At 35.8% G+C, this 25,183-nt stretch carries 10 protein-coding genes and 2 tRNA genes; all 12 read right to left on the bottom strand.

Going from position 1 to position 25,183, the window contains the following annotated elements; translation table 11 throughout:
• Positions 1 to 10: 10 nt before the first annotated feature.
• The 12 genes from NNH57_RS19660 to NNH57_RS19605 all read right to left on the bottom strand — a co-directional run bounded on the left by NNH57_RS19660 (position 11) and on the right by NNH57_RS19605 (position 25,128).
• A complete protein-coding gene (locus NNH57_RS19660) occupies positions 11 to 736 on the bottom strand; it encodes an MBL fold metallo-hydrolase (RefSeq protein ID WP_082994980.1) in 726 nt (241 codons plus the stop codon).
• A gap of 38 nt (positions 737 to 774) precedes the next feature.
• Positions 775 to 849 (bottom strand) — tRNA-Cys (locus tag NNH57_RS19655).
• 56 nt (positions 850 to 905) lie between these two features.
• A tRNA-Cys gene (locus NNH57_RS19650) sits at positions 906 to 980 on the bottom strand.
• 68 nt (positions 981 to 1,048) lie between these two features.
• A complete protein-coding gene (locus NNH57_RS19645; RefSeq protein WP_074409445.1) occupies positions 1,049 to 1,999 on the bottom strand; it encodes an acyltransferase domain-containing protein in 951 nt (316 codons plus the stop codon).
• Positions 2,000 to 2,179: 180 nt separating this feature from the next.
• Positions 2,180 to 3,532, bottom strand: coding sequence for a DUF1302 family protein (locus NNH57_RS19640; protein ID WP_074409444.1), 1,353 nt, complete (start codon positions 3,530 to 3,532; stop codon positions 2,180 to 2,182).
• 181 nt (positions 3,533 to 3,713) lie between these two features.
• On the bottom strand, positions 3,714 to 4,505 hold the full coding sequence (locus tag NNH57_RS19635; protein WP_074409443.1) for an enoyl-CoA hydratase/isomerase: 792 nt from the start codon (positions 4,503 to 4,505) through the stop codon (positions 3,714 to 3,716).
• Complete coding sequence (locus NNH57_RS19630; protein ID WP_074409442.1) at positions 4,493 to 5,752, bottom strand: hydroxymethylglutaryl-CoA synthase family protein; 1,260 nt, start codon at positions 5,750 to 5,752, stop codon at positions 4,493 to 4,495. The genes NNH57_RS19635 and NNH57_RS19630 overlap by 13 nt, the downstream gene beginning before the upstream one ends.
• A gap of 437 nt (positions 5,753 to 6,189) precedes the next feature.
• Positions 6,190 to 8,184 (bottom strand): aminotransferase class V-fold PLP-dependent enzyme, encoded by a 1,995-nt coding sequence (locus NNH57_RS19625; protein WP_108807993.1) that lies wholly within the window; start codon positions 8,182 to 8,184, stop codon positions 6,190 to 6,192.
• A 68-nt stretch (positions 8,185 to 8,252) separates the two neighbouring features.
• A complete protein-coding gene (locus NNH57_RS19620; RefSeq protein WP_074409440.1) occupies positions 8,253 to 8,873 on the bottom strand; it encodes a class I SAM-dependent methyltransferase in 621 nt (206 codons plus the stop codon).
• Positions 8,874 to 9,040: 167 nt separating this feature from the next.
• Positions 9,041 to 10,252: a cysteine desulfurase family protein gene (locus tag NNH57_RS19615; protein ID WP_074409568.1), complete on the bottom strand. Its 1,212-nt coding sequence runs from the start codon at positions 10,250 to 10,252 to the stop codon at positions 9,041 to 9,043.
• 17 nt (positions 10,253 to 10,269) lie between these two features.
• Positions 10,270 to 11,091, bottom strand: a complete 822-nt coding sequence (locus NNH57_RS19610; RefSeq protein ID WP_074409439.1) for a C-GCAxxG-C-C family (seleno)protein — start codon at positions 11,089 to 11,091, stop codon at positions 10,270 to 10,272.
• A 183-nt stretch (positions 11,092 to 11,274) separates the two neighbouring features.
• A complete protein-coding gene (locus NNH57_RS19605; RefSeq protein WP_108807994.1) occupies positions 11,275 to 25,128 on the bottom strand; it encodes an SDR family NAD(P)-dependent oxidoreductase in 13,854 nt (4,617 codons plus the stop codon).
• Positions 25,129 to 25,183: the final 55 nt, after the last annotated feature.

The following is a 25,183-nucleotide window of genomic DNA, read 5'->3' as shown; positions in this document are numbered from 1 at the left end:
AGATTTTATCTTACTGAAAATCAAAAAAGTTCAATTTATTCTGTCCCTTTCTTAAACGATATGCAGTAAAATCATTTTTGTTTTTAAATTGCAGATATATATTCTCCTTCAATACTTCTGAAAATACCTGACCAGGTGGTCTTCCATAACTATGACCAGGAAAAATGAGCGTATCTGGCGCTATCCTTTTTTTTAGATGTTCGATACTATCAAACATATTATGTGCTCCTTGCATATCAAAACATAAACCACAACCTTCGGCAAATAATGTATCTCCAGAAAATAGACTGTTTCCTATTAGATAGCACATACCACCAGGTGTATGACCCGGAGTAAATAAAGGTTCGATCTGTATTTGGCCAACTGACCATGGTGTTATATTAATGCCCTCTAATTGTGGAGCATAATAACCAGAATAAGCAATTTCTTCGTTTGACATCCATATGGGACAACCGTATTTTTCTGCAAGTGGTTTGGCTAAATGAATATGATCAAGATGAGAATGGGTTAGTAAAATCCCACTTAAGACAGTTTTGGTATTCTCCAGAGCCTGCTCTACCTTTCTCATATCCCAGGCCGGATCCACAATAACAGCCTGGTTATTAATATGGTCAACTACCAAATAACTATAGTTCACCATAGACATATGAGTCATTCTCAATATGACAACCTGTACTATACCGCTATAACCAGTATCCGTATATCCAACATTCATTATCAGATTTTCAAATTTCATTGATGTGTAAATTATTGTGCTTTGCTTTGTATATATAGAGGCGCCGAGTGGATTCGAACCACTGAAATAAAGGTTTTGCGAACCTTCCCCTTAGACCACTTGGGTACAGCGCCATTTATGTAAGTCATAGTTTTTAACTTCAAAACATACAGATAAAAATATTCTTAAGAGGTGCTGAGTGGATTCGAACCACTGAAATAAAGGTTTTGCAGACCTTCCCCTTAGACCGCTTGGGTACAGCACCTTTTCTTATTGTTCCTTACAAAATACTTTCTATCAATATTTCTGAAAAATGTGTATTACAGTAGATTACTAACATAAACAGGTTCTTAATTTTTGAATGACATTGAGATCACTTCCAAATTGATTTATCATTTGTAGTGAAATAGAATCTGAATCTGAAGGAAGTATATATTTAACAAAGGTTGATAAAGTTCCACTAGGTCCCATATCTATAAAAGTATAATCTCCGGTTTCTAGTATTCTTTCTATGGTTTGCTCAAAATTAACAGGATAACGGATTGCTTTCCATACGTAATCCCCATTCAGTTCCCGAACTGTTCCTGCTTGTAAGGACGATATCACCGGAATTTTTGGAGGTACTACCTTAATATTACTGAAAATGTGTGTATAAGCTTCTTCAATTGGATCTATAAGCTTAGTATGAAACCCATATTTAACCGGTAATATTTGTGATATAATATTTTCTTTATTTAAGTTTTGATGAAGGTTTTGTATGGCATGAGGTAAACCGCTCACAACAAAGTTCTCTTGAAAATTTCCTGCCGTAAGCCAACAGTTATGAAAAAGATCTGGGTAGCGGGTCATTATTGATTTGGGTTCCATAATGGCCAACATACCTGCAGGTTGGGTTCTTTCATGAGTAAGCTTAGCGATGTCAACCGATACTCTAATCCCGTCCTCTAAAGAAATGGCACCCGAAACAACAGCCGCATGAAGCTCCCCCATACTATACCCCAAAAGAAAATCTGGCTGGATACCCATCTCTTTCAGTAATTTGAACATACTATACTGGATAGTCAATATAGCAGGGTTCGTATAAAGAATGTTGTCAAAGGGTTCACTTTTTCTCTTTCCCCCATATAAAACATCAATTAAAGAGGTTCTTATTAATGGAAAAACTATTTCATTACAATGATTCATCCAATATCTAAATTGTTCATTATGCTCATAGAGTTCTTTACCCATTTTGTAGTATTGAGAACCCTGGCCAGAGAACATACATATAATCTGTTTATTCATTTGATTTTTTTATTTTAATGACAGGGTTTCCTAACCCATTGCATTTTCTGTACAGCTTGTATTAATAGAAAACCTGAAAAATCTTCTGATTACCTGGTTAGGTATTTTATTTCTACAGTGCCTCAGTTTTTCTTTTTATTTATAGCCAAGAAAGCACCATGTAATATTTATCATAAGCCATCAAAGCTGATATAAAATCCTAAAAGCAACTTGTTTTTGATCACGATATGGGTAAAAACCACTTCTATTATCGTCTACTATAGGAATGAGTGCATCAAAATTTAGAGTGATATGGTCATTCCAATTGTAAGAAGCTGATAACACATTAAAAAAATTAGTATAAGGCCCGTTATACATAGAAGCCCAACTAAAAGACAAATCATTTTTCATTAGTTGTTTGCTCAAGGCCATCAGGATTATGTAGTTGTTTCTAGGCATTCCCTGGATTTGATCAGACCAATCCATGATATGGTAATTCACGGCTTCTATACTTAACGTAAAAGTACTGTTGGGGGAGTAATCAACACCAAGTGAGGCATCCAGAGCATTTTTCTTTATAACCTGAAACGATGCATCGTTATATGCTTTTCGGGATTTTAAAGCTACTTCGCCCTTAACGAGTAAATTATTGATTGCTCGATTTAGGGTAACACCAGTCATAAAAAACCGATGCTTACTTTTGGCAATAAGATCAGGAGTTACCATTCGTAAGGCATATTGATTATCTATCAAACTAGCTGCCATAATACTAATATCACTTTTCCCGTAGGTTTTTCTCCATCGTAAACCATACTCAAAAAAATTCCCCTTTTGTTTTTCCTTAAGATACTCAACTTTCCCGTCAAAAGGATCATAATAATACCCTGTTCCTTTTCTAGGTTGTTCGTTAAATTCGGGATAAGGCACAAAAAATGCACTCCAATATCCAAATGATGAATATTGATCTACCGTTAACATGGGTTGCCCAATCCTAAGGTCATCCATATTAAGGCTTAATGGTTCCCGGTAATCCAAACGGCCTATTTCATTAGTAACAATTGCATAATCTGATTCTCCCCATACAACTATCTGAATTCCTGCTTTGATACTTGTTTCATTAAAACTAGTTTGCAAATAAGCTTCTCTGGTTCTTCCTTCAAATACTATATCCTTTTCATCCCGAATTCTATGATCATTTTTAAGAAAGGCAAACATTTTTGTATCTACATGAAGTGAAAGGTAATCCATGAAAGATTTAGAATATTCTAGTCGAAATGAAAGCCGGTTATTCATGATTTTATCCGGTTTTTCAATTTTATAAGTGAATCCATATTGTATCCCCAAACGCATTGCACTAAACATATCCGAAACCCATGAGGGAGAGCCCTTTTTTTCTTCAATCATAGTAGATTCCATATCAATGATATCAAAATCCTCACTGTCTACTATGCTATCATTTTCTATGGGAATCTGGCCATAAACATATGTAATACTTATAAATGAGATGATAATACTAATTACAATATTATTGGTGAAGTTGGAGCAATTCTTCATACTTCTCTCTAAAAAAATAAATTAATAATAATTTGGTTTCTTCATAGCGTTAACGATGTATCAAAATCATTTAAAATCACACCCAGAAAGCTAATTGAGTTTGGTTTTTAAAAGGTTTAAATAGTTTGAGTAAATCCGATTCTATAGCTAACCTTACCGGATATTATATCCCCATGTACATTTACCTTTCTTCCCAGGGAAATTGCCCCGTTTTTACAAATCTTGCAATTTTATTCAAGTTGCTTTCATCAGAAAACACTTCAATATTTGCTGCAAGAGCATGTGATTTAGAAGTATTTGGAAAATCATTCAATTTATTCAGGTAACTCTTATAACTGGCTATTCCCTGCTTAGAAAGCAGACGTAGTCGTAATAAATGTTTTCTCAACAGATTTTTACTATTCTCGTCATATGCATCTACCAATCCCCAGTCATATGCTTCTTTTGCTGATATAGGTTGAGTCATTAATGTCATGTAATGTGCTTTTGAGAATCCTATTCGACGGATCAGAAAAGGCAAAACACACGCAGGCATCAGTCCAAAAAGAAGTTCTGACAAACTGAATACTGCTTTCTCTTCACAGAGAACTATATCGCAGGCAGACACAAAACCCATTCCACCGGCATTAGCTTTCCCTCTAACATGTGCAATAGTAATATATGGGCCTGAGGATAGTTTTAGCCATAGATTATACATTAGTTCTGGGTTTTGTTCCTGGTGCAGAGTTCCGTTTTCAAGACTTTGTTGAATCCCTTTGAAATCTGCTCCAAAACAAAACACTTCAGGAGAACCTTCGACAACCACTATTTTTGCCAACTCTTCACAATGATCAAGTGCATTTGTAAACTCTTCGATCAGTCTATTATTAATTGCATTTTTAACTTCTGGACGATCGATTTGAATAAAACAAATATCTCCTTCAAATCTGGTTTTTATAGTCTCGTATGATGCAGCATTACTTATGATATCCATTCGTATTCTCTTTTAAATTCTTTAATCTCTTTTAAAAAAAGTGTCTCTCTATCAAGTGTTTTTCTGGCTTGAGAAATAAAATCAGTATCCAATTTTACATTACGCGTACCAAATTTTACTGCATTGCTCCCTACTAGTAAATTTTCGTATTCATCCATTTTCAGTTCATACCTTTTATCAAATTGCTCTTTGATCTTAAATTTCTGTATACTTTCCTTGCTTTTTTCGCCTACAATACCGCTAAAAAACTCAGAACAACAGCCTGACCCATAAGAAAAACATCCTACTCTTTGTGGTGCATCAAAACTGCCATTCTCAATCGTACTAGCGAGTGACATCATCGCTGTCGCTCCCATAATATTACCAATACGCTGACAGTAGATCAACCCGGGAACTACTCGATTCTCAAAATCCATTTCTATTTCCTTAGGCTTTGCTTTCACTGCTTTACGCATTAAATTACGATGTGCTCCTTTGACCATTCCTCCAAAAGGAGTATGAAAGGCTAGGTAGCTAAAAGTCTTGGCATAATCTGCCTCGGGAACACGTTTTTGGTATTCATAAAAAGAATTCTCACAACAGTCCAAATAAGAAAGTAATGACAGGTCAGAATCTCCGGCTTCACCATCTGAAGTAGGTCTACAAGTATCCATAACCTGATAACCATAATAGCCATTAGCACCAATATCTACTTGAAACACATGAGGTTTCTCGCTAACTAGCATAGCGACTGCTCCAGCACCTCCACTAGGTTCTGCAAATGACCATTCCATAGTGAGTGCATCTCCACCTTCTTCTATCATAAAACGAGATACATCTGTAGCAATTACCAGAGCTTTTGCCCCAGGTGAAGTTTGAGACAAGATAAAATTGATTGCCATTTGAAAACCAGCTACCCCAGAATAGCATGCATTTTTTAATTCAAACAAACGACAATTACGGTTCAAGCCCAAAATTTCATGAAAATAAGTACTCATTGATTTCCCAAAATCAAAGGACGATTCTGTACATGAGATTACCAGTTCGATTCGATCTTTTTCTTCCGGGCTAAGCGCATCTATAAGAGGCTTAGCAGCATTTACCCCAAAAGTGACTGGGTCCTCATAGGGTAATGCCACCGTTTTCTCCTTCATAAGAAGGTTTTTAAAACGAGATGTATCTAATTTACGATATTCTGCAAGTTTTTCTACGTCCAAAAATGTTGTACCTCCGAAGACATTCATTGCTTCAATTCCTGCTATACGCATATATTTTTCTATTATTAAATGGTTAAAAATTAAGTTTTTGTGTGATTGGCATACGAATCTTTTGAGTATACCATATTAAGCTACATTACCTGTATCTTAGTTTTAATTATAATGTATGTTGATGATATTTGATTTACGATAGGTCATCGACCATCATTTGATCAATAGAACATTGAGTCTTGATTATCAATATCAATTCCCAGATAGTCACTCAAGATCATTTATTTTTCTTGATATCTATCCTGAACATTGAATTACTAACACGATGATCTGACATGAATAAGGCTATCGGGATCTGTAAACAAAATCCTGCCTCTACATATCTAATGAAATTTTTGTAAATAAAATTTGAATCCTAGGAATTCTCCAAAACCAGATTATGTTTTGGGATAAGGTTATTATTTCCTATTCATGAATATTAATGTTCATCTTAACAACTAAGCATAAACTCTTTGAGCAGCTGCCTGAGAGAAATTATCCAACTGTTTCTGGAAATCGGCTTCTGCTTTGGAGTTTGCCTTTTTTTGCGCCCCACTAGGTTTCTCTTTGATTTGTTGAATTAGTTTATGTAACACCTCAATTAAGATATCTACATCTTCTTCTGTATTTTCTATTCCAAGACTAACCCTAACAACTCCCGGTAATTGGGTCTTTGGAGCTACAGTTAAAACGACACGTTGTACTTGCTCGAGTACAGGACTAATACCTGTTATTTTCTTAACCAGTAAATGGGCACAATGACAACCATATCGTACACCGATACCTCCTTTCCTGAACATCTCTTCTGCCAGCTTGTTATGCAAAATTCCTTTTGTCTCAAAAACAATAACCCCTATCCTATCATTAAACTGAGGGGATTTAGGGTCATTTACCCCAAAAACGGTAAGTCCAGGTATTTTTGACATCCCATCTAATATTCGTTTAGTCAATACTTGTTCTTCTTTATGAACTACATCCATACCAATACGTTGTAAAAGCACAAGTGCTTTACCTAAAGAAGCAATCCCTCCTATATTTTCTTCTCCAGACAATTGGATACGTTTCTTCTCATTCAGGTTATAATTAAGTAATCCTTTTTTAACTACCAATACTCCGGTACCAAATGGGGCATATACTTTATGAGCAGAAAAAGCCATATAATCGATCCCTTCTTTTTCTACATCAACCTTAAGGTGAGCGACTACCTGGGCACCGTCTACCAGAAGTTTTGCACCATATTTGTGGACAATTGAGCTTACTTCATTGATATTATGACATGACCCTAAAACGTTAGAAGCACCACTCAGAGCAACAATTTTAATGCGCTTTTTTGCATACTTATACTCCAAATTATATTCTCGTAGATTTTTTTCCAGCTCTACTAAATCTATAAAACCTTCTTCATTCACTCCTAACCTAATCAGTGAGTTTTGAGAAATCATACGCCATGGTAAATCATTAGAAGAATGTTCTAGCAAGGAAATCAGTACTACTGGATCAATATTATTTTCGGGATTATTGATCAGATTTTCAGATACCAGGTTTATAGATTCGGTAGTGTTTTTGGTAAAAATAATATCATAGTTTTCGAGAGGCGCCCCCAGAATTTCGCTACAAATAGTTTTTACTTCTTGCACTACTTCTTGTCTTTTTTTCTCTGGTAGACGTAATGCCTCACGAAACGTATTCCAAATTGGGGTAAACGTAGGTGTACTGGCACTATTATCCAGATTTACGAATCGTCTCTCCCCTTCCATAGTCGGTACAATCATACCTCGTCCTATTAAAGTTTTTTTAAGTTCCTTCATAAGTTCTAGTCCAGAGTATTTCTCCAACTCATCCTTATATATCAATTCATTTACACTAAGATCTTTTTGAGATAACCTCTTAAAGATATCTTTTCCATATTGCTTCATTAAGAGAAGTGCCTTGCTAAATGCAATGACATTAACAATGGCTGGAGTACCTGCCTCAAATTTGTCTGGGCCGTTATTCCAGATTATCCAGTCTGCAGCAACAAGTCTGGCTGTTCCTCCACCACATTCTGATGGTCTGCCTTTAGGTAACGCTTTTTTCCCGACAACAACTGCGGTTATACCCAACGGTAAACCTACCTCTTTACTTGTCAAAAATTGATAGCTTCCTGACTTAAGTTGAGATGTTAGGTCATTTGTTCTTTTGGAGGAGCAAAAAATGACAATATATTTTTCTTTGTTAAGCCCCATATATTCTAAAACAATGTCCCTGGCATGCTCATATAGGTGAGAAGATACCATTGAATTGTGTCCACTCCCACGATGTACGTTGGAATAAGTTTCTAGTGCTGCATGCACTCCGCGTTCCAGCTCAGCAAATGCTGTTTCTGATTCATTACCCTTTTGCATACCATTTTCTTCTTGTTTGAGCTGGCTAACGTTTGATGATCCATACTCGTTGTACATAGTTGTTTCCATTTGAACCTCGTTTTATTTGATTTTTAATCTGTTCTTATTTTTAAATAATTTTCTTAACACTAAACTTTTTAATTCTTTCTTACTGCAATAAAATGTTGCCGTCCTCTGCGGTGTAAACATTCGGTTTCAAAAATTTCAAAACCTGTATCCTTTATTGAATTTTCTAATTCTGAAACAGTATATGTTTTCAGTTTTGGGATTAATCCGGTTTTACTAACAAGTGATAGCCCAATACCAGCAAGAGATCTTTTCCCCAAACAAGGTGTTACAGAAATAAACATCCCTCCCGGTTTTAACAATTCATAGATCCTTTCCAAAACCTTGGGTAAATCTTCTAATAAATGAAGCACATACACTGCCAATATCATATCAAAGTCTCCTGACTTATAGTTTTTATCGAATATTGTAGTATGCAAATAATCCACATTTTGAATATGTAGTTCATTGGCTTTGTTTTGGGCAATTCGGATCATTTCAGATGATATATCAATGCCATAAACCTTATCAACATTACTAGCAATTTCATTGGCTAATATTCCGGTGGCACATCCATAATCCAAAACATTATCCTCTTTTTTGAGATACCCTTTGATTTTTCGAAGAATTTTAATTCGCACCTCCTTGTCTTTCATTTCTTCCTTATCATACCCAGTAGCACTTTTATCCCAAAATTTTTCAGACTTATACATTTTTACACATTTAAATTTTAATAATCACTTAGTTACAAATTAGTTATAAAATTGGGACTAAGTGTAAACACTTCTTTATTACATTAAAAATTTAATCATTTCTTTACATTAAATAATCGTTCAAAATTTTTAATGCATTATTTTATTTTTTATCCGAGTGAATATCTTTACCTATTATAATTCAGGTCTGGTCTATTGATCTTCACAGATGAGTTTAATTTTTCGCTTTTTATTTCTTCAATATATTCTTTTATCACCTTCAAAGCGTATCTGATATGTTGGTGTTTTGTCTTCGATCCAAAGCTTATCCTGATCGATTCCTGTGCTGCATCATCTGTTAAGCCAATTGCTTTTAAAACATGAGAGGGTTTGTTAGATGATGTACTACATGCAGAGCCAGAAGAAACTGCAATTCCTTTATAATCCAGTGATTTCATTAAGTCGCCACTGCCAATACCTGGGAAAGTTAAATTAATAGTATTTGTTAAACAGTTATCTATTGGAGAATTAATAATTACATCGCTTTTTATTGCTTTCAATTCATTAATGAATATTTTTTTAAGAGGCTCATTTTTTATTGAAAGGGATACAAGTTTATCTACATGCCTGCATGCTTCTCCAAAACCTGCGATATTATGAATGGATTCTGTACCCGCTCGCATTCCTTCTTCTTGATGTCCTCCATGAATATAAGGTTCTAAGGGGCAACTAATTTTGGCATACCAGGCACCTATCCCTTTAGGACCATAGAGCTTATGAGCAGAAAATGTAGCATAATCGACTCCTAGTTCCTTCACGTTTATAGGGATTTTGCCTAATGCCTGCACACAATCAGAAAAAACCAAAGCGCCTTTAGCCTTGGCCATTTCAGATATTTTTTTAATATCCTGAATCGTCCCTATTTCATTATTAGCCAACATACAACAAACCATAGAAGTCTTATGATCTATCATAGTTTCGAGTTCTTTAAGCAATACACGGCCAGAGCTATCTACTGGGCAATATTGAACATCTATATTTTTGGTCTTCAAATACTCTAGTGTTTCAATCACCGATGGATGCTCAATTGGTGTAGATATTATTTTGTTTTTATCGGGATAGAAATGAGTACTTATTGTTTTCAATAACGCATTATTGGATTCGGTTGCACAACTAGAAAAATACAATTCATGTGAATGAGCTCCGATCGCGGCAGCAACTTGTTCACGAGCTTTTTCAATAATTTGTGCAGACATTTTTCCTTTTGAATATCCAGATGAGGGATTTCCCCAATAAGATTTCAGTACCCGGTTCATTACACTTCTTACGGATGGTGCTATATGGGTCGTTGCGTTATGATCGAAATAAATATTTCGCTTGTTCAATATTTGTTTTAGCATGGCAATCATATTTTAAATTATAGTGCGGCAAGTGCGTCGATGATCTTCTTACAACCTCCATTCTTAATATATTCGGAGTGATCATCTATATCCTTAAATTCTTTGTTTGTAATTTTACTGCATAATACTTCAGAGTCTGTTTGCACATAAAACGCTCTCAGCATCTTTTTGGTCTCCAGATCATCAAATGACGATGGTGATTTACCAGGATTCTTTTTTATCCAATCCACCATTTTATACCAAATCGCAGCACTTAGCGCTCCACATTCTTTTCCGCTTAAACCAAGACCTCCGGCGTATCCAGCTACCATAAGCATTTCTTCTTCTGTAGCTCCCATTTTTCTGACCACCTCAGATGCACAACTTACCGACCCCGGACAGAAACTTACAGATTCATCCGATAAGCCTTCATCTGCTGATTTAATTGCTTCGGGAGCCCATCTTCCTGCCAGCTTCATACAACCAAATGCTTTTCCCGTAAACAATACTTTTAGAGGTGCTAATTTACCCGTAAGATCCATATCTGTAATATCACGGCAACTTATCGTATTTGTTCTTTTTTTAAAGGATTCCATCAGATGTTGTGTAGCTGTTATAGCCATTGCTATTGCTTCTCCTGTGTCTTCATTTCTTCGGTATGATTCTGCTCCGGCAGCCAAAACGGCTCCTCCGATCATTCCGCATTGGTATCCTCTATTCAATAGTCCTCCTGCAAAAGGAGATGCCGCAATCTCTGCTATTTCATTCGGAACACCATACTCGCTATTTAACAGAGAACAAAATGCTGTACCACAAGTTCCTCTGGATAATACTTTTAAACCTTCTTTAATAGCCTTCATAATGGAAATTTTAGTGAGTTTTTAATTATATATAGTTCATAATCCATTTCTCTTGTTAGAAAGATTGAATTATGTTTATTAAAAGAAACCCTTTGTGTGACTAGGGTACCTTTTGTGTGTTTCTTATTACAACAGTTTTATGATTTTGAAATATGATTTTGTTGAATTCACAACCCATCCATATTATGAGCTTACGGCAAAAGCCATACTATTGGACTCCTTAACCTGATCAATATCAGGATTGCCAAATGCTCTTACATAAAAGTTTTTAATCCTAACTAAAACATCTCCTGCTTCATTGATAATTTTTATATTGAATTTTTTGATACTTGCTGGAGACCGAACTTCTTCCTCTACGTGTTCCACATAAGCATAACAGGTATGAGGTAATGAGCGAAAAATTTCTACTTCATCGATAGCAAATGGTACATGTGGAGTTGCTGATTCCATCTGCCCAATCAATCCTGCAACAGTTTGTAAAGCACCGTCTACAATACAAGGATGGAGAATAAATCGATCAGAATCGATTAATAAATGTTCTGCTAATTTCAACCTAGATAAAGCAAAGGATTCGTTGATATAAAATTCCTGAATAGTTTTAAATGCTAAGCCATAATTAAAACCTATCTGGTTAAAAATGGTATAGTAGTAAGAACCATCCTGAGGTTCTGGACATTGTTCCTTAAGTTTTTGTATTGAAATATTTTCAATATCTACTGAATGTTTATTACCGTTTTGAAAAAATAACTTCCCTTCGGAATGAACTATTTGTTCGTTTTCATCATCAAGTGACGTAATTTTAAATTCGGTACTAATACCATTAGGTTTTAATAATGTATTAATAAACTGCGAACCTTTCTTAAAACTTAATGGGTGAGCCCACACAATATCTTTAATCTTACTAACCTTTTGTTCTCCTGCTAGGTTTCCTGAAATATTGGCAATTTCTATAAACCCTGAACCTGGAAAGATTTTCTCTTTATTAACTTGATGATCTGATGCATAAAACTCCTTATCGGATAACCAGGAACTAAAACGAACTTCTCTTAATGTAGATGAATTATATGAAATTAAAGGATGTAGTTGAGCGCTTATAGGCTCGGTTATCGTTCTCTTTTCTTCAATTACTCGATCTGATACCCAATACCTTTCTTTGGCAAAAGGATAAGTAGGCAGTGATATCCTATTGGGTTTATCATGAGTATATAACCTTTCCCAATCTATTTCAACGCCGTCTACCCATAATTGTGCAAGTTTATCCAGGTCACTCCTCTCAAATAGGGAACGAAACTCCTCTTCTCTATTAAGAGTTTTCTTTCTTCTTTGGTTAGGATTCAGTTTACCCCAAAAAATATAGTTCGGCTCATTTTGTTGCTTCCAATCTTTCAATCGAATTATAAGCTCTTCTCTATTTGAAGCAACAATTGCCAACCTCTCTGACATCGTTTCCCGGCCTATCTGTAGAGTAAAAGATAAATCTGCAAGATTTACTTGCTCTTCTTTTTCTATATAATTAAGTACTCGATTGGCATATTCCTGAAGACGTTCTTCATTTTTTGCAGAAAATATGACAAGGTGTGGTCCTTGTTTGGGATATACCTCTTTTACTTTTCTATATTCTTCTAGTATTAAACACGCATTCACTCCTCCTGCTCCGAACGAATTTATAAGTGCTCTACGAGGATAACCCGAGGGAGATTCCCATGGAGTTAGCTCATGTTGAAGATAGAATGGTGATTCTTTGAAATTAATATTTGGATTTACTTCATCAGAATTAATTGTGGGTACCAACTGTTGATGTTTCATTTGCAGTAGTACTTTTGCTACACCTGCAATTCCTGCTGCAGACTCGGGGTGCCCAATATTAGATTTAACCGATCCAATAGCAGTAACTTGTTTTTGAACGGTCTGTTTTTGAAATGCATTGGTTAAAGCCACAATTTCGAGACTATCTCCCAGTTGTGTGCCTGTACCATGTCCTTCTATATAACTAATAGTTTCTGGATGGATTTGAGCCTTTTGAAGAGTATGTTCTATTAAGTTTGCCTGGGCATTAGGATTTGGAGCAGAATATCCATTCGACTTGCCACTGTGATCAAATGCACTTCCTGCAAGTACACCATATATGTGATCTCCATCCTCGATGGCTTTGCTAAGTGGTTTTAATAAAACTGATCCTACTCCTTCACCAGGAACAAAACCATCATCACCTTTACCATAACTATGGCATTTTCCTCCTAGAGATACCATTCGATTCTTGCATAATGAATGGTATTTGGAAGGGTGTAAATATAAATTTACACCACCAGCAACAGCAACCTGGCACTCCTTTTTCTTCAAGCTTTCACATGCAAGATGTATCGCCACTGAAGAAGATGAACAAGCTGTATCAACAGGCATACTAGGTCCGTTAAAATCGAATAAGTAGGATATGCGATTAGCAATCGACCAAGGGTGTGCACTAGGAATTGCGTTTCCTTTACTCCATTCTTCAGATGCTAGCAGGTTATAGGTATTTGTTGTAACGCCTACAAAAACTCCTACATTAGCACTTTTGGCTTTAGGATATCGTTTTTTCAGGCTATCTTTTGTGTACCCTGCATCTTCTATTGTAGCCCAAACAGACTGTAAAAAAAGTCGTTCTTGTGGATCCATTATCCTTGCTTCTTCTGGAGTGATATTGAAAAAATGAGGATCAAATTTATCGACATCACTTATAAAACCTCCCCACTTACCATAAATTTTCCCTTCAGATGCTTTCTCTGGATCTTCATGATAAAATTCTTCAAAATCCCATCGACTTTTAGGCACTAGATCTGTTAAATCTTTCCCTTGTTTCAGGCTTTCCCAATATGAATCCAAATTTTCAGATTGAGGATAGTTTCCATGCACTCCAATAATGGCAATCGGTTCTGAATCCTCATATGCAATTGGTGTATCAATTACATTTTTCTTTCTCTGTTTGCTTTCTTTTATGGGTTCTCTCTGGATTTTCGCTTCATATAGTGGTTTAACATGATTACTTGATATGTTTATCGAATCTTCGATATTCAGAAATTGGATTAACATCTCCTGCTCTTCCCGGATTAAATATGTAGCCAATTCTTCTATTGTAGAATATTCATAAAACAACGTTTTTGGCAAATCACCCAAATCTCTTTCAAGGCTCAAATTTATCTGGTTAATGCTTATAGAGTCGATACCAAAAGACTCAAAATGTTCTTCGGGATCAATTCGGTTTGGATCAAGTTTAATCTCTTTTCCGATCAGTGTTTTAAGATACTCTACTGTATTTTCGAAAAGAGTATCAGTATCTATTGTATTCGCTTGGGTTTGCTTATTTTTCTCAGCTTTTTTAGTGGTCTGATTAATATAAGTCTTGATTTTGGAAGGAAAACCATATAATGGAATACACCGAGATATATCGGATAACAGAAACTCTTCAAGAAATTGTATACCTTCTGTTGCAGGTATAGGGCAAAGACCCGTTTTCTTTTGGATCAAAGTTACTTCTTCATTAGAAATATGCATCCCTCCTTCTTCCCAATATGGCCAGTTAATAGCTAATGTTTTTCCGTAGCGTTTTTGTTCTCTTACGAAGACTTCCCTGTTTTCTGCAAATGAGTTGAGATAATGGTTTCCATAAGCATAATCAGATTGTCCTATATTACCTAATACACCTGCAATTGAAGAAAACATGATAAAGACATCTAAGTTTTCGTCTCTCGTAGCGATGTCTAAATTAATTGTCCCATAAATTTTGGGAGCTAATACTCTATCTATTTCTTCTTTAGATTTTTTGAGAATAAATGAATCCTGGTTAGTTCCTGCACTATGAATCACTCCGTTGATTTGTGAAAAATTGGTCTTTGCTGTTTTCACAATGGTTTCTACATCTTCTAATTTTGATGCATCAGCTTGCAGATATAGGATTTTAGAGCCATAAGCTTTAAGTCTATCGAGTTTTTTCTTTTGTGCTGCTTTTAAGGGGGATCTACCAAAAAGGACTAAATTACTCTGATAATTTTTAACCAAATACTCGCTAAAAATAAGACCTAATCCACCTAAGCCTCCAGATACAATATAAACACCATTTTGCTTTAATGGTAAACGATCTATAGTATTCTCAATATTAGAAAATTGAGTTAGTTCCTTGACATAACGAACATAGGTTTGTTCATTTTTTTGGAGATCATAGCGAATTTCATTCTTACTCCAGTTTTCATCACCGAATTCATTCTTAATCATATGAATCTTCTCTACTATAGAGATTTTCTTACTATCCTTAACCTCAACAATCTTTCCTTTATAGTGAGGATTCTCAAGAGTTAAGGTTTTGAAAAAGCTCCCTAGCGCAGCATTGCATGGAACAGTTAAGTTTGTATCACCCAGGAAGATTGATAAAATCTGAAGCGGAATCTGATGTTTTTGTTCTATTAAAGCCTTACATAGGTTAAATAGAGTGTAAATACTATAGTTGAGTTGATGAGTTATGTTTTCTTTTTTATCTAAACTTCCTGTTTCTAATCCATTGTGAATAATTCGATAAGGAAGCTGTCCTTTTATACTAAGGTATTCTACCAGTTGTTTAAAATGTTCTCCCTTCTGAAGATCAATAGTAAAAACAGATGGCTCTATTTCCTCAAAAGCAGATCCGGGTTTTAACAAAATATATGAATTTCCTTCCGGATATTTATGTGATTGTTTTTTTAGAGCAAGGAACAGTTCATCTAAGGTATCCAGGATTAGTATAACACCATTTTCGGGAGGTTTCTCTTCAGACACGTCAAGATTCTGTTCAATCCATTTGGTACAGTAATGTAATTTCTTTTTCTCTTCTTCAGATATGTTCTCTACATTGCTTTCTTGTATTTCTAGTGAATTGACAGACATAGAAAATACAGGTTTAGTAATCCAATATCGCTCTTTAGCAAAAGGATACGTTGGAAGAGAAATACGCTTTGGCCGAACATTCTGATAGAGCAGAGACCAATCAATATCTGCACCTGATATCCATAATTTAGCTAATTTTTCCTGATTACGGGCCTCCATAATCACTTTCAGATAAGCTTTCCCTTCCTCTCCTTCCAATAAGGTAATCGTATCGGAAGAAGCATTCTTAATGTTTCCATAAAATACACCTTCCAACTCATCTGCATTTCTTTTTAATAATGTATCATCTTCTGTTTCCTGTATGGATAACCATTGATCCAGTTTTTCGATAAGCTCATTTATACTGGTAGTTACGATCACAAGACGTTCATTCATTGGTGTTCTTCCTATCTGTGAAGTGTATATCAACTCCTCTAGTTCAATATTTTTGTTTCTTCTAAGGAAGTCTGTCATCTTCTTACTATACTTCAAAAGTGTATTTTTATCTCTCGAAGAGAGAACAAACGATTGTGGTCTATTGTAGTAAGACTCGGTTTTCTTGTCGTTACTGTTATTATATTCTTCAATAATAAGGTGTGCATTCGAACCTCCCGCACCAAAAGAACTTATACTGGCACGTCTGGGATGTCCTTCATAATCTTTCCAGGGTGCTAATTCCTGTTGTACATAAAAAGGTGATTCTTTAAAATCAATATTTGGATTTAACGTAGTTGCATGTAAAGAAGGAACTAGTTTTTTATGTTTTAACTGAAGTAATACTTTAGTAACTGCAGCTATTCCTGCTGCAGACTCCAGATGCCCAATGTTTGATTTAACAGAGCCTATCGGGCAAACTTGTTTTTGTAGTGTTGATTCTCCAAAAGCTTTATTTAATCCGGTAATTTCTATAGGATCTCCTAATGCTGTACCTGTACCGTGAGTTTCAATATAACCCAATGTCGAAGGATCAATTTTAGCTTTTTTAAGTGATTCCCGAATCAAATCACCCTGTGCGTTAGGGTTTGGAACAGAATAACCGTTGGTTTTTCCTCCATGGTTAATTACACTGGATTTCACTACACCATATATATGATCACCATCTTCAATAGCTTTATCCAAAGATTTGAGTAAAACAGCTCCAACGCCTTCACCTGCAACATATCCATCTCCACCTTCTCCAAAACTTCTGCATCTGCCATCGCTGGCAGCAAAATTACCTTGGCTTAGCATAAGATATTTATGGGGATGTATAGAAACATTAACGCCTCCGGCAATGGCTGCTTCTATTTCTCCTTTCCGTATTTCTTCACAAGCCTGATGAATAGCTGTTAAAGATGACGAACACATAGTATCTAAAGCAATACTGGGTCCATGTAGATCTAAGAAGTAAGAAACTCTATTTGCAATTGATGCATAAGACGAACCCGGAACCACAGCATTACCTGTCAACATAGCTTCTGCACCGTAGAGTTGGTATTGCCCATACATAACACCAACATATACACCGACTCGTCCTAGTGTAGAGATACTTTCTTTACTATACCCGGCATCCTCAATAGTCTGCCATGCAGTTTGGATAAAAAGTCGTTCCTGAGGATCAATTAATTCAGCCTCTTTTGGTGATATATTAAAAAACAACGGATCGAATTTATCAACATCAGAAATAAACCCTCCCCATTTACTATAACTTTTTCCTACTTGATTGCGTTTAGGATCGAAAAAACGATCTGTATCCCAACGTCCCTTTGGAATTTCTGTAATACAATCTCTACCATTTTTGAGGTTTTCCCAAAATTCTTCCACATTCTCTGCCAGTGGATATTTACCTCCTAATCCTACAATAGCAACTTCTTTCTGAATGTTGGTTGTGGTATTAAAGAAACGATTACTTGAATACGTTGGAGAAACCGGTGATTCTTTCTTGATTGCATCCTGTATTGATGAAGATACGGTTTGTTGAATCCCTGTACGTTCCTGAATAATTTGGGGATATGTCTTGGCAAAGAATTCTGCTAAGCTTTTTATGGTCTGATACTCAAAAAACAACGTTTTAGAAAGAGAGCCAAAAGTTTTTTCAAGTATGTTGGTTAATCTCATAGCGAGTATAGAATCAATACCATAATTCTCTAATGGGGCTTTTGGATCGAGTTCCTGAGTCTTAATTTTTAAAACTTCTGCAAACAGTTTTCGAAGATAGTTTATGGTTTTATCCAAAAGTGTATTTGAATCTATCGTAGTGGTCTTCGAAGATTCGTCATTTTGATCGCCCGTAACGTCTGATATCTGTTCTACCTTGTGAATTTGCTTAGAAAGCAAGATGGAGCGCATTTTCTTAACATTTCCTTCCATCACCAAAACCTGATTACCTTGTAAGGTCATACTACTATATAAGGCCTGGATACCTGATAAAGTTTGCATAGGAGATATTCCTGTTTCTTGCCAGAGCATTTCAATATTTTTCTGAGCAATACTCAAATTTCCACTTTCCCATAATGGCCAATTGATAGAAAGGGTATGCCCTTGTCTTAATTTTTGATCTACCAATTGGTTACGATATCTGGCAAACTGGTCCATAAAAGCGTTAGCTGTTGCATAATCCGATTGCCCCAGATTACCCATCGCACCCGATAATGATGAAAACAATACTAAGAAGTCAAGATTTATATTTTTACTGGCTTGATCCAAATTATAAGTCCCGGTAACTTTGGGAGCTAATACTTTACTAAATTCAGTCCTAGTTTTCTTCAGAATAAAGTTATCCGATATCATCCCTGCACTGTGAATGATACCATTAAGTTTCCCGTTTTCCTTTTCAATAGTCGCTATGAGCTTTTCCACTTGCTCCAGGCTACTAAGGTCTAGCTGTTGATATTCAACCTGACCAGTACCTAAGTGCAGTTCATTTAAAATTATCTGCTTTTCCTCTGTAAGTTCAGAGCGCCCGGTTACTATGATTTTTGTCTCTCTGGTTTGTTGTAAAATTTCCTTGGCAAACAATACTCCTAAAGCACCAAGGCCACCGGTAATCAAGTAAACACCTTGATTTTTGAATACAGGTTTACTGTTCTCTTGATTTGCTTTTACTTCATCCCATTGTAAAATATATAATGTTTCGTTTTCATATTTTATAATAGATTCTTCTGGTATTGTTGCTGCTTTATGAAGTTGTTCTACCAGCTCCTTTGTCTGTATAGTTGATTTTGTGAGGATCATTTGACCTGTTAGCATAGGGTTTTCCTGAGCTGCAGTTTTTAGTAACCCTGATAACCCTGAAAAAAGTGCTTGTTCCTTGTTATCGGTAATTACGATTTGAACAAGGACCTTTTCTTTGGGTTTATTCTTTATTATTGTTTGAACATACTCAAAACAAGTTAAGGCATAATTGTTATAACGTTCTGCTATATTTTTTTGTGAGGCTTCAAGTTGTATACAATGGCTATTGTGAATTAATGTTTCAAGCTGACTTGCTTCTGCACCAGGTATTTCACACAAAATAACATGTTTCTCATCAAATTTAGCTTCGGTAGTTTCTGATATATGAGGTATTTTATAGCTCTTCCATAAAGGTGTAGCCATTAAAATTCCTATATCTTCATTTTTTAAATCAATATTTTCGCTTAATTGTCTGGAAGAAAGTCCTTCCATTTGTACACATATATTTCCTTCTTTATCACATATATCAATATCTAGTTTGGTAATTGTATTGTTAGCCAGACTCTCTTCTGAGTAACGAACCCAGGCAAACATGTGTTCGGTAACAGCAGATATTATTCGAATAGTCTCTAAGGCAAAAGGTACCGAAGGTTGTGAAGGAATCGTAGTCAAATCATCTATCAAACCAAAAGCAGCTTGTAAACTACTATCCATTATACTCGGATGCAACAAGTAGTCATTCTGATTTGTTTTAACAACCGACGGTAAATTCAACTGTACCAAGAGTTGTTTTTCTCCTTGATAAATCTTAGTGATTCCCTGATATGCAGGACCATAAACCAGCCCCATAGACTTAAACATTGAATATAGGGTAGCTGATTCTATACTACCTCTATTCATTTGCCCTTTGAGTTGTTCTATACTCAGTTTTTCGGGTGAAAGATAAGTGCTATACTTAGCTACTCCCTGGCAGTGAATAATGTCCTGCTCATTATCCATACTATAAACTTCATAATCTATCTGGTTTTCCTCTTTGATAAATAAAGCTATTTCTACCTGCTTATCTTTCTCTACCACGAGTGGTTGAGCCCATGCGGTGTTATGAAGTTCCAGAATACCTGATCTTGTTTTAACAGGAGTGGCTTTCTCTATTGCCACCCGTGCCATTTCGAGGTAAGCTACTGCTGGTAATACCTTGCTTACCTTACCTTCTATTTTTACCTGATGATCAGCAAGAAAAAACTCTTCGCCACTAAAGATAGAGCTATAACTCTGCTTGCTAAGGTCCGAGGTATTACTATGTAGTAAAGGATGCAGTATCGATGTGATTTTTCTATCAACTGTACTTTGATTATTCATTTTTACATCGATCCAATACTTATCCTTAGAAAAAGGGTACACTGGCAAGCTTATACGTTTGGGTATATTGTCTTCATAGAATTTATTCCAATCAAGATTTAAGCCTTTAACCCATAAATCCAGAAGTTTAGATAGTTTTCTTCGAGCTATCCATTTATCCACAGTTTGCTCAAAATCTACGTCTGCATTAAATACTAATAAAGTGTCTTTATCTTCGTCTGTATGCCCCTGGTATGTGTCTTCAATATTCTTTTCACCATCAATATATGCTTTAAGCTTTTGGATCAACTCTTCAACTGAGTTTACCATAAAACCAAGTCGCATATCCATAGTTTCTCTTCCTACTTGTAGCGTATATGCCATTTCGGTAAGGTCAATCAATGTAATAGTTTTTTCTTGTTTTTTTATTTTTGATTTCTGAAGAAAATCGTAAAGGTCAATAGCTTTTTGTTTAAGTTGATCTGGCGTTCTGGCTGATAAAGGAATGATTGCTTTTGAATCTAAATCAATAGAAATCTTAGGTTGACTTACTTGTGCGGGAGCTACATATTCCTGAACAATAATATGTGCATTTGCTCCTCCGGCACCAAAAGATGAAACACCAGCTATCCGAGGTTGTGGGGTACCATTAATTATGGGTTGTTCCCACGCTTTTAATGTTTGGTTGACAATAAATGGTGTCTTTTCAAAATCTATATTAGGGTTTAAACTTTTTGAATGTAGTGATGGAACTATTTGTTGGTGTTTTAATTGCAGTAATACTTTGGTTAGTCCGGCAATACCAGCTGCTGACTCACAATGACCTATATTGGATTTGGCAGAGCCAAGTAAACAAAATCCTACATCAGATGTACTTTGTTTAAATGCTTTACTTAGGGCTGATATTTCAATAGGATCGCCTAGTTTGGTTCCTGTTCCGTGTGCTTCTATATAGCTTATATGCCTAGGGTCTGTGTCTGTTTCTTTTAATACATTACTTATGAGATTAGACTGTGCCTTTGGATTAGGTACACTATACCCATTGGTCTTACCTCCATGATTAAGGGTACTACCATTGATAATACCGTAGATATGATCTCCATCCTTTTCGGCTTCAGATAATCTTTTCAATACTACCACACCCACACCTTCACCTGGGATGTAGCCTTCACCTCCTTCTCCAAAACTTTGACAATGTCCTTCACTTGAAATATATTGCCCCGCACTAATCACCGTATATTTATTGGGGTGGATACTAACATTGACTCCTCCTGCAATTCCCAAACTGGTTCGCCCCTGTTTTAGATCCTGACATGCTAAATGAATTGCTGTTAATGATGAGGAGCACATAGAATCGACTGTCATACTAGGTCCATGAAGATTTAACACATACGATACTCTATTGGCAATACTGGCATAGCTCCCGGGAACTCCTATTCGATGTCCTCTTTTACTGGCTTCGATCCCATAGAGTTGATATTCACTATACATAACTCCGGCATACACACCAACTTGTCCTGGCTGCCCAAACTTGTGCGGTATTTGCAAACCGGCTTTGGTATAACCCGCATCTTCTATGGCCATCCAGGTATGTTGCAAAAATAATCGTTCCTGAGGATCCAGTATCTCTGCTTCGAGTGGTGAAATATTAAAAAATAAAGGATCAAATTCGTCAACACCATCAATAAATCCTCCCCATTTGCTATAATGATATCCACTTTTACTACGATCCGAACTGTAATACTCTTGCCAGTCCCATCTATTCTTTGGTACCTCAGTAATACAATCTTTACCATCGCGTAAGTTATTCCAATATGCTTCAATATTAGTAGCCTTTGGATAGCGACCACTTAAACCTATAATTGCAATGGGATCTGTATCAACACTATTTTTTTTATCAACAGAAACTTCAATCTTTCGTGAACGTTTAATGCCTCTTGACTTTCCCTGTTCTGATTGTATCCCTATAGGTGAAGCGATAGATACGTCCTTATTTTTTTCCAGACTATTCTTTTTAGACCCAGAAGTAAAGAGTGCTAACAGTTTTGCTGAATGTGAATTTATAAAGTAATCTGTAAGCTCATGAATCGTTTGATATTCGAAAAAGAGTGTTTTTGGCAGAGAACCAAAAGTTTTTTCTAACTGATTGGTGAGGTTCATTGCCAAGATAGAGTCAATACCATATTTTTCTAAAGGGGCAAGTGAGTCAATCTTATGAGATGGAAGCTTGAACAATTCGGAAAGTTGTTTTTTAATATAATTCTGGGTTTTCTCTTCCAGATTTTCCTCATCTATTTTGACAACTGATTCTTTTTTCGCAGAAGTAATACTACCAGACAAAGAGGTTTCAGAAGCATTATCATCAAATAATGTCTGGTGCAATTTTTCTATATTGCCTTCTACAACTAGGAACTGATCTTGTCTTAGCTCTAAACTTCTATAAAATGCATGCACTCCGGTCTCAGTACACATAGGCACTATCCCGGTACTCTGTTCTAACATTTCTTGTTTTGACTGATCAATTTTCATTCCCCCTTCTTCCCATAAGGGCCAATTGATAGTCATAGTTTTCCCTGATCGTTGTTTGGCTTCAACCAGTTGGTTACGATAAATAGTAAACTGATTCATGAAATCATTGGCTGTGGCATAATCTGCCTGACCACCATTACCTGTAATAGAAGAGATTGATGAAAATAAAACTAAGAAATCAAGATCAATATTTTTACTGGCTTCGTCCAAATTATAGGTCCCTAAAACTTTAGGTGCAAGAACTTTGCTAAACTCTTCTGATGTCTTTTTTAGAATAAAGTTATCCGAAATCATCCCTGCACTATGAATGATACCATGAATCCCTTTATACTCTTTTTGTATTGAAGTAATGATTTGTTTTACCTTATTGAGATCTACAACATCTAATTGTTTATAGGACAGTTGACCAGTCTTACCTCCTATTTTATCTATCAAGGTTTGTTTTTCTTTTGTAAATTCTGACCTTCCTGTTACGATGATTTTGGCATTCTGAGTTTGTTTTAAAATTTCTCTAACAATTATTTTTCCCAGATTTCCTAGCCCTCCTGTAATGAGATATATACCATTATCTTTAAAAACGATCTTAGGTTTATTATGCGCTACCGGTATTTCTTTCCAACGCAGAACCTGTCGGATTTTTTGTTCATATTTTATAATTGTATCCTGCGTCTTGTTTTGGTTTTCCTCTAATTGTAGTATCAGTTCTTCTGCCGCTATTTTTGGATTAGTAACGATAACCTGACCCGTTAACTTAGGGTTTTCAAGGGTAGCAGTCTTAATTAAGGCAGAAAGACCAGTAAATATAGATTGCTCACTTTTATTAGTGGTTACAATCTGAATGAACACTTTTTCCTGAAGTTTATCACTTAGTAGAATACGAAGCTGTTCAAAACAAATTCGTGCATATTCGCTGAATCGTTCTGCTATATTTTTTTGCTGAGTATTTTGCAGATGTATCACTTTACTGGAAGTAAGAAGAGATTCCAGTTGTTTTGTATCTACCTGGGGAATTTCGCATAGAAAAACATATCGGTGCTTCACTACATCTGTTCCATTTTGGCTGAAAGGCTTCATATCTTTTGTCACTTGCCAAACAGGAGCTCCATATAAGACTCCTTTTTCTGTTACCGTGGCCTCTTTGGTCACCGAATCTTCATTAAGCATACGTGAAGAAAATCCTCTCATTTGTATAGCAACCTCCCCCTCTTGATTACATAGGTCTATATCGAGCTTGGTAATTTTATCTGTAGGTTTATTTCCTTTTGCATATCGAACCCATGCAAACATTTCTTCGGTACAACTAGAAAAAACCTTTAGCGACTCCAGAGCAAATGGTAATGATGGTTTATCAGGGATTTGATCTAAACCTTCAAATAAGCCAATAGCAGACTGCAACGCGCTATCCATCAAACCTGGATGCAAGACATACTCATTAAAACTTGATTCGGCAATCTCATTTAACTCTAGTTGTGCCAGTAATTGTCCATTGTCTTGAAATATCGTTTTTATACCTCGATAAGTCGGCCCGTAATTCAATCCCAATTTTGAATACACAGCATAAATAGGTGCTGATTTTAGCTCTCCTTGTTGCATTCTCATCTTGAGCTTATTAATATCCAGTCGTACAGGTTTTGAAGTATTGATATAGACAGCCTGCCCTTGACAATGAATCGTTTCTTTGACACCTTCTCCTGTTTCAGGTTCTGTACTATAAACTTCATAATTTATCTGTCCATTACCTATTTCGGTTTCATCAGCAAATAAAGCAATAGTGACTTCTTTAGGGTCTTGAACTATAATTGGTTGAGCCCATATAATATTGCGCAATTCAACAATTGATTCTTCTTGAAAAGGTAAAGCTTTTCTAAGGGCCATTCGAGCCATTTCTAAATAGGCAACTCCAGGTAAAACCTTTTGATCTTTAACCACATGATCTTTCAGAAAAAGCTCTTTCCCGTTAAATATTGTACTAAAGCTTTGCTGGCTTAAATCGGATGTATTCTTATGTAACAAAGGATGTATGACATCTTTGTTGGCATGACTTACTGTATGGTGACTAAATTGTTTAATAAGATCCAGAGCATTGGCTTTTGAAAGTCTCTTGCTCTTCAATTCTAAAACTATATATTCTATGAAATCAATCATTATAGTACTGGCTATTGATTAAACCCTCTTTATACATAAAGTGGGTTAAAAGGTT

Origin of the sequence: Aquimarina spinulae (assembly GCF_943373825.1) — a bacterium.
GTDB lineage: Bacteria > Bacteroidota > Bacteroidia > Flavobacteriales > Flavobacteriaceae > Aquimarina > Aquimarina spinulae.
This window is presented reverse-complemented; position numbering and strand designations above follow the sequence as displayed.